This window comes from Falsiroseomonas oryziterrae (genome assembly GCF_021864505.1).
In the GTDB taxonomy this organism is placed as follows: domain Bacteria; phylum Pseudomonadota; class Alphaproteobacteria; order Acetobacterales; family Acetobacteraceae; genus Falsiroseomonas; species Falsiroseomonas oryziterrae.
In genome coordinates, this window is the sequence record NZ_JAKJIB010000168.1 from 1 (window position 1) to 8,194 (window position 8,194).

General features: G+C 73.1%; 6 protein-coding genes and 1 other RNA gene. 2 read left to right on the plus strand and 5 right to left on the minus strand.

Going from position 1 to position 8,194, the window contains the following annotated elements:
• The 5 genes from rsmH to L2I40_RS13960 form a co-directional block, all read right to left on the minus strand.
• A partial coding sequence (rsmH, locus tag L2I40_RS13940) for a 16S rRNA (cytosine(1402)-N(4))-methyltransferase RsmH (protein WP_237215568.1) occupies nt 1-891 on the minus strand: 891 nt, incomplete at its 3' end.
• Complete coding sequence (locus L2I40_RS13945) at nt 888-1,364, minus strand: division/cell wall cluster transcriptional repressor MraZ (protein ID WP_237215569.1); 477 nt, start codon at nt 1,362-1,364, stop codon at nt 888-890. The genes L2I40_RS13945 and rsmH, both read right to left, overlap by 4 nt.
• Nucleotides 1,365-1,724: 360 nt before the next feature.
• Nucleotides 1,725-2,134: RNase P RNA component class A (rnpB, locus tag L2I40_RS13950), an RNA gene on the minus strand.
• A gap of 62 nt (nt 2,135-2,196) precedes the next feature.
• A complete protein-coding gene (locus L2I40_RS13955) occupies nt 2,197-2,853 on the minus strand; it encodes an N-acetylmuramoyl-L-alanine amidase (protein WP_372491059.1) in 657 nt (218 codons plus the stop codon).
• 19 nt (nt 2,854-2,872) lie between these two features.
• The gene (locus tag L2I40_RS13960; RefSeq protein WP_237215570.1) at nt 2,873-3,646 is read right to left on the minus strand and encodes a TerB family tellurite resistance protein; all 774 of its coding nucleotides are present in this window, start codon (nt 3,644-3,646) and stop codon (nt 2,873-2,875) included.
• A 135-nt stretch (nt 3,647-3,781) separates the two neighbouring features.
• On the opposite strand from L2I40_RS13960, the gene L2I40_RS13965 reads away from it, so the two are divergent.
• Complete coding sequence (locus L2I40_RS13965) at nt 3,782-7,390, plus strand: hydantoinase B/oxoprolinase family protein (protein WP_237215571.1); 3,609 nt, start codon at nt 3,782-3,784, stop codon at nt 7,388-7,390.
• Nucleotides 7,387-8,194: AsmA family protein (locus L2I40_RS13970; protein WP_237215572.1), on the plus strand; the 808-nt coding region annotated here is incomplete at its 3' end. The genes L2I40_RS13965 and L2I40_RS13970, both read left to right, overlap by 4 nt.

Here is an 8,194-nt window from a genome sequence, read left to right on the forward strand (position 1 = left end):
GCGCGCGCGCGGATTGGCGCCGGTCTCGGCCTCGCCGGGCCGCAGCGCGCGCGGCGTGACGAGGGCGAAGTCGGGCTCGGCGCGCGCCAGGAGCGCGGCCGGGTCATGGCGCGAGGCGCCGCCCTGTCGGCCGGCCGCCTGCACGAAGGCGCGCTTCACGATCCGGTCCTCGAGCGAGTGGAAGGCGACGACGACCAGCCGCCCACCCGGCGCCAGCAGCTCCATCGCCGCGGCGAGGCCGCGCTCGATCTCGCCGAGCTCGTCGTTCACCGCGATGCGCAGCGCCTGGAAGGACCGCGTCGCGCCGTCGATCCCTGACGGATCCCGCGGCACCGCGGCGCGCACGATCTCGGCAAGTCGCGCGGTCGTCATGATCGGCGACTCCGCCCGCGCGCGGAGGATCGCCTTCGCCACGCGGCGCGCGTGCCGCTCCTCGCCGAACTCGGCGATGATCCGCGCGAGCTCCGCCTCGGGCAGGGAGTTCACCAGGTCGGCCGCCGTCGGGCCGTCGCGGCCCATGCGCATGTCGAGTGGACCGTCGGCGCGGAAGGAGAAGCCGCGCTCCGCCTCGTCGAGCTGGAAGGAGGAGACGCCGAGATCCATCACCACGCCGTCGAGGCGGGTCACGCCGCGCGAGGCGAGGCTCTCGAGCATGTCGCCGAAGCGGGCATGCACCAGGTGCAGCCGGCCGGGATGGCGGGCGGCCAGCGCCGCGCCGCGCGCGATCGCGTCGGGGTCGCGATCCAGGGCGAACAACGTGCACTCCGCGGCGGCGAGGATGGCCGCGGCGTAGCCGCCGCCGCCGAAGGTGGCGTCGAGATAGGTGGCTCCGGAGCGAGGCCGCAGGGTCGCCAGCACTTCCTCCAGCATGACGGGGACGTGACCGCTCATCGCACGCCGCCCGGAGTCGCGTTGAGGGGGAGAGACGGCAGGACGAGCTTCTTCTCGCGCACGGCGGCCAGCGCGGCGGAGGTGTGGGCCTTCGCGGTCGCGGCGTTCCAGATCTCGAAGCGATCGCCCTTGCCGACGAAGGCGACGTCCTCGCCGAGTGCCGCGGCCTCGATCAGCTCCTCGGGGAGCACCAGGCGCCCTTCGGCGTCCATGCGGAGCATGACGGAGACGGCGATGAAGCCCGCCTCCCAGGCCTCGCGCTCCTCGGAGAAGTGGGGGAGGGCGCGGATGGAGGCGACGATGCCCTCGAACTCGGCGCGGGAGCGGGCCTCGATGCAGGGGTGCTGGTGGGAGGAGCGGAAGACCAGCTGGGTGACGCCGGCGGCGAGCAGCTCGTCGCGGAACCGCGCGGGCACGGAAATGCGGCCCTTGCGGTCCAGCTTTCCGAAAAGCGTGCCCACGAACTGGGTCATCGCGCCTGCTGCCGCCCCCCTCGACAGCCCCCCCGGCCGCCGTCCCCGCTCAGCGGCCGGCGAGGCCCCCCGACCCCGCCGGCTCGCCCGACCATCCCACTCCGATGCCGTATCGCCCCCCCGAGCGCGACATCGTCACGGGATGATTTGGGATATCACGGGATACTCCGGGATCACAAGCGGATTCCGCTCTCCACAGCCTCTCTTGGGCGACAAAAAACGATGCCCTTTGAGCAGCTTAGGGCACGACTCTAGCGCGAGGACAAAAGTATACAAATACATTTGCGGCGATAGAATCGTTTCGTTGTTTGTTCTTGCGCGTGGGCCGCCGCAGGCTCGGCCGTTCCGCAACGAAATTGTGGCGCCGGGTGGCCTGTAAGCCGGGTTCTGTCCGGATCCCGAGGGATCCTGGACGACCATTCCTCTGGACCCCGCATCGCTGCGAGGTTCACGCGGCCAACCCGGGCGGCGGGGCGGGATGCCCCTGCGTCGGCGCTTTCGCGCTTCGCCGGCCGCCCCTATTCGGCCTTGCTCCCGGTGGGGTTTGCCATGCCGCCCCCGTTGCCGGGGGCGCGGTGGGCTCTTGCCCCACCCTTTCACCCTTGCCGCGGGGAGGCCGAAGCCCCGCCGTGGCGGTCTGCTCTCTGTGGCACTTTCCCTGGGCCTTGGGCTCTCGCCCTCTGCCCGCCGGCCGTTGGCCGGCACCGTCATCCCGTGGAGCCCGGACTTTCCTCCAGCCCTTGCGGGCCAGCGGTCGCCCAGCCACCCGGCGCCGCGCTGCATGTCGCGCGTGTGGCGCCCCGGGTCAACGGCGTTGCGGCGCGCGAAGGAGTCAGTCGAGCAGCGAGGCCACCGCGTGGAGCCGCGCCAGCGTTTCGGCGTCCGCGATCCCGTCCACGCGCCCCGGCCGCCAGTGCCGCTGGAAGGCGCGGAGCAGCACCGGCAGCGGCAGATCGGCGCGGTACCCGATCGCGCCGAGCAGCGCGCGCGGATCGCCGCCCGCTTCGCCTTCCACCTCCGGCCAGAGGCCGACGCCGTTTCGCGCCAGGCCTTCCCAGTCGAACAGCTCGCCCGGATCTTCCTTGCGGTCCGGCGCGACGTCGGAATGGGCGACCACGTTGCGCGCCGGGATCGGGTGGCGGGCGAGGATCCCGAGGCAGAGGTCGCAGACGGCCGCCATCTGCAGCGCCGGGAAGGGCCGGTAGCCCCATTCATGGCCCGGATTGACGATCTCGATCCCGATGCTGCGCCCGTTGAGCAACTCGTGCCCGCGCCAATGCGACACGCCGGCATGCCAGGCGCGGCGGTCCTCCGGCACCAGCCGGAACACCGTGCCGTCCTCCTCCACCACGTAGTGCGACGAGACCCTTGCGACCGGGTCGCGCAGCCGCGCGACCGCCTCCGCCCCGCTGCGCATGCCTGTGTAGTGCAGGATCAGCATGTCAACCGTCGTGCCGTCCGGCCGCGCATCGTGGTTCGGGCTGGGCAGTTCGCGGATGCGCAAGCGATCACAGACCTCTTTGCCGCTTGATCCGGTCCCAGGCGGCGTTGATCTCGGCCACCTTGCGCGTCGCGCGCTCGACGAATTCGGGCGGCACGCCGCGCGCGGCCAGGCCATCGGGATGGTTCTCGCGCATCAGCTTGCGCCAGGCCATCCGCACCTCCTCGTCCGTCGCGGCGGGCGTTACGCCGAGCACAGCATAGGCGTCGTCGGTCTGGCGCTGCTGCTCGACCCGCGAGCCCGCGCTGCCTTGCCCGCCCTTCGCCCGCTCCCACGCCGCGGCGTCGAGACCGAAGCGGAGGTGGATCCCCTGCAGCACCGGCAACTCGCCGCGCGTGATCGGCCCGTCGGCGCGCGCGATGTAGAAGAGCGCCGCCAGCACATCCTCCAGCATGGCGCGGTTGTCGGCGAAGGCCTCGCCCAGCCGCTCCGCGAAGGGTTCCCACCCATCGGCGTCCTGGCGCGCCTGGTCGAACATCTCGCCCACCTCGCGGAGGTTCTCGGGCGGGATGCGGAACATCTGCTTGAACGCGTCGATCTCGGCCCGCTTCACCGGCCCGTCCGCCTTGGCGAGCTTGGCCGAGAGCACGATCACGGAGATCGCGAACAGCGTCTCCTTCCGCCCGAGCAGGGCTGCGAGGTCGGCCGCCCCCGGCCCGATCGCGCCGCGCATCGCCCCGGAATCGGCGGCATGGCCGAGCGCCGCGCCCACCACGGCGCCGAGCGGCCCGCCGGTCAGGAAGCCGCCGACACCCCCCAGGATCTTGCCCCAGACGCTCAAGCCTCGCCGTGCCTCCGTCGAACGGGCGCTGCTCTAGCACGCTGGGAAGGGGGGCTACAGGCCCGCGATCCGTCGTGGGGGCGTTGACCTCGCGCGGGGCGCGCCACAGAAGCCGAACGACACGAGGAGGCTGCGATGGCCGGCTGGCAGTTCTGGATCGACCGCGGCGGCACCTTCACCGACATCGTCGCGCGCGACCCGGCCGGGCGGCTCTCCACCCGCAAGCTGCTGTCCGAGAACCCGGGCCGCTACCGCGACGCCGCGGTCGCCGGCATCCGGGACTGCCTCGGCCTGCCCGCCGGCGCGCCGATCCCGCCAGGGCTGATCGAGGCGGTGAAGATGGGCACCACCGTCGCCACCAACGCGCTGCTCGAGCGCAAGGGCGAGCGCGTGCTGCTGCTGGTCAATCGCGGCTTCGCCGACATGCTGCGGATCGGCAACCAGGCCCGCCCGCGGCTCTTCGACCTGCATGTCCGCCTGCCCGAGCTGCTGCATGAGCGCGTCGCCGAGATCAGCGGCCGCGTCGGCGTGGACGGGACGGAGATCGAGCCCCTCGACGAGGCCGCCGCCCGGGACGCGCTGCGCGCCGCCCATGCCGACGGCATCCGCGCGGTCGCCATCGTGATGATGCATGCCTGGGCGCATCCGGCGCATGAGCAGCGGCTCGGCGCGCTGGCGCGCGAGGCGGGCTTCACCCAGGTCTCGCTGAGCCATGAGGCGAGCCCGCTGCCCCGCATCGTGCCGCGCGGCGACACCACGGTGGTGGACGCCTATCTCTCGCCGATCCTGCGCCGCTACGTGGAGCAGGTGGCGTCGGAGCTGCCGGGCGTGAGGCTCTACTTCATGCAGTCCTCCGGCGGACTTGCAGAGGCCGCGAGCTTCCAGGGCAAGGACGCGATCCTGTCGGGCCCCGCGGGCGGCATCGTCGGCGCGGCGCGCACCGCGGGCATGGCGGGGCTCGACCGCATCATCGGCTTCGACATGGGCGGCACGAGCACCGACGTCGCGCTCTATGCCGGCGAGTTCGAGCGCGCCTTCGAGACGCAGGTGGCGGGCGTGCGCATGCGCGCGCCGATGATGGCGATCAACACGGTCGCCGCCGGCGGCGGCTCCATCCTGAGCTTCGACGGATCGCGCTTCCGCGTCGGCCCGGAAAGCGCCGGCGCCGTGCCGGGCCCGGCCTGCTACCGGCGCGGCGGGCCGCTGACCGTCACCGACGCCAACGTCATGGTCGGCAAGGTTCAGCCGCGTCACTTCCCGGCGATCTTCGGCCCGGGCGGCGACCAGCCGCTGGATGCCGACATCGTGCGGGCGAAGTTCACCGGGCTGGCCGCGGAGATCGCGGCCGCGACCGGCGTGCCGCAGACGCCGGAAGGCGTGGCCGAAGGGTTCCTCCGCGTCGCGGTGGCCAACATGGCGAACGCGATCAAGCAGGTCTCGATCCAGAAGGGGCACGACGCCACGCGCTACGCGCTGCAATGCTTCGGCGGCGCCGGCGGCCAGCATGCCTGCCTGGTGGCCGACGAGCTCGGCATGGAGACGGTGTTCATCCATCCCTTCGCCGGCGTGCTCTCCGCCTACGGCATGGGCCTCGCCGACCAGACGGTGATCCGCGAGGCGGCGGTCGAGGCGCCGCTGACCGAGGCCGCGATGCCCGACCTCGCGCGCCGGCTGGATGCGCTGGAAGCGGCCGGTCGCGCCGAGCTTGCGCGGCAGGGCGCCGATCCCGCGGCGCTCTCCGCCGCACGGCGGCTGCATCTGCGGTACCAGGGCACCGACAGCTTCCTGCCCGTCGCCTTCGGCGCGCACGCCACGGCGCTCGCGGCCTTCACGGATGCGCATCGCCGCCGCTTCGGCTTCGCCACCCCGGAGCGCCAGGTCATCGTCGAAGCCTGCGTGGTGGAAGTCACCGCGCCGGGCGAGAAGGTGGACGAGGCGGCTCTGCCGCCGCGCGCGCCCGGCGAGGCGATCCCGGTCCTCGACACCGTCGCGCTCTTCAGCGGCGGAAGCGCGCATGACGCGCCCGTCCTCGATCGCGAGGCGCTCCACGCCGGCGACCGCATCGCGGGCCCGGCGCTGATCCGCGAGGCGATCGCGACCACGGTCGTCGAGCCCGGCTGGACCGCCGAGGTGACGCCGCGCAACCACCTGATCCTGCGGCGGACGGAGCAGCGCGCGGCCGCGAAGCTCGCCGACCTCGCGCGGCCCGACCCCGTCATGCTCGAGCTGTTCAACAACCTCTTCATGAACATCGCCGAGCAGACCGGCGCGGTGCTGCAGAACACGAGCCTCTCGGTGAACATCAAGGAGCGGCTCGACTTCTCCTGCGCGATCTTCGACGCGACGGGCCGTCTCGTCGCCAATGCGCCGCATGTGCCCGTCCATCTCGGCGCGATGGGCGAGAGCGTGCGCACCGTCATCCGCTCGCGCGGGGCGACGCTGAAGCCCGGCGACGTCGTGGCGCTGAACAATCCCTACAATGGCGGCACCCACCTGCCCGACGTGACGGTCATCACGCCGGTCTTCGATGCGGCGGGCCAGCAGATCCTGTTCTTCGTCGGCTCGCGCGGCCACCATGCCGACATCGGCGGGCTGACGCCGGGCTCGACGCCGCCGGGGTCGAAGACGCTGGAGGAGGAAGGCGTCGTCATCGACGATTTTCTCCTGGTGGATGGCGGCAGCTTCCGCGAAGCGGAGTTTCGCGCGCTGCTGGCCTCGGCCCGCTACCCCGCGCGCAGCCCGGACGTGAACGTGGCCGACATCAAGGCGCAGGTCGCGGCGAACGAGAAAGGCGTGCAGGAGCTGCAGCGCGCGGTGGCGGAGTTCGGCCTCGACACCGTCCGGGCCTATATGAAGCACGTCATGGACAACGCGGAGGAGAGCGTCCGCCGCGTGCTCGACCGCCTGCAGGACGGCAGCTTCGAGACGACGATCGATGACGGCACGCCGCTCAAGGTCGCGGTCCGCGTGGACCGCACGAACCGCCGCGCCGTGATCGACTTCACGGGCACTGGGCCGCAGCGCCCCGACAACTTCAACGCCCCCGCCGCGGTCTGCCGCGCCGTGGTGCTGTACTGTTTCCGGTGCCTGGTCGGCGAGGACATCCCGCTGAACGATGGCTGCCTGGTGCCGCTCGAGATCGTGGTGCCGGAGGGCACCTTCCTCTCGCCCCGCCCGGGCGCCGCCGTCGTGGCCGGCAACACGGAGGTCAGCCAGATGACCTGCAACGCGTTGCTCGCCGCGCTGCACGCCTGCGCCTCCGCCCAGGCGACGATGAACAACCTGCTGTTCGGCGACGCGCAGTACCAGTACTACGAGACGGTGTGCGGCGGCACCGGCGCGGGGCCGGGCTTCGCCGGCACCTCCGCGGTGCAGACGCACATGACCAACACCCGCATGACCGACCCCGAGGTGCTGGAGCTGCGCTATCCCGTGCGGCTCGAGGAATTCGCGATCCGCCGCGGCTCGGGCGGTGCGGGGCGCTTCCCGGGCGGCGACGGCTCGCGCCGGCGCATCCGATTCCTGCACCCGATGGAGGCCGTGATCGTCGCCTCCCGCCGCACCGTCGCGCCGCATGGCATGGAGGGCGGCGCACCCGGCGCGCCCGGGCGGCAATGGGTGGAGCGGCGCGACGGCAGCATCCATCCCATGAAGGGCCAGGACCGCGCGAGCCTGGCGGCGGGCGAGGTGCTCGGGCTCGAGACGCCGGGCGGCGGCGGCTGGGGCGCGCCTGCGGCGGGATGAGGCGGCTTTCGATCGCGGCCGGCGGGCTCGCTCTGCTGGCGCTGGCGGGGCTCTGGATCGGCCCGCGGCTGGTGAACTGGGACGCGTGGCGCGGCCAGCTTGCCGCCGTCGCCGCCGACCGGCTGGGCCGGCCGGTGACCCTCGACGGGCCGGTGGAACTCACGCTGCTGCCGAGCCCGGTGGTGCGCGCCGGCGGCGTCACCATCGCCGAGACGCCGGGCGAGAGCGAGGGCTTCCGCGTCACCGCGCGGATGCTGCGCGTGCGGCTCGATCTCTCCTCGCTGATCGCCGGTCGCATCGAGCCGCGCGAGCTTGCGCTGGTCGGGGCCGAACTGACGCTGCCCTGGCCGCCGGGGCCGATCCTCGCCTTCCGCCCGCCCGCCTGGATCACGCAGCTCGACGCGCGCGTCGAGGATTCGCGCGTCCGCCTCGGCGATGCCGTGCTGGAAGGGGTGACGGCGACGCTCACCTCCGGCGGTCCCGCCCAGGCGATCGAGATCGCCGGCCAGTTCGCCTGGCCGGGGCGCGCGGCGCGTTTCACGGCGAGCCTCGGCCGGCCCGGCTGGGACGGCATCGCGCCGGTCGAGCTGAGCCTGAACATGCCCGAGGCCAATGGCCGCGCCCGCGGCGTGCTGGTGCCGGGCGGCGGCTTCGACGGCATCTTCGAGGCCGCTGGTCCAGACCTCGCCGCGCTGGTGCCCGCCGCGGCGGGACCGTTCCGCGCCGGCGGGCGACTCACCGCGACGGCCGACCTGATCGCCGCGGAGGGGCTGACGCTCGATCTCGGCGGCGCGCCGGCGCGCG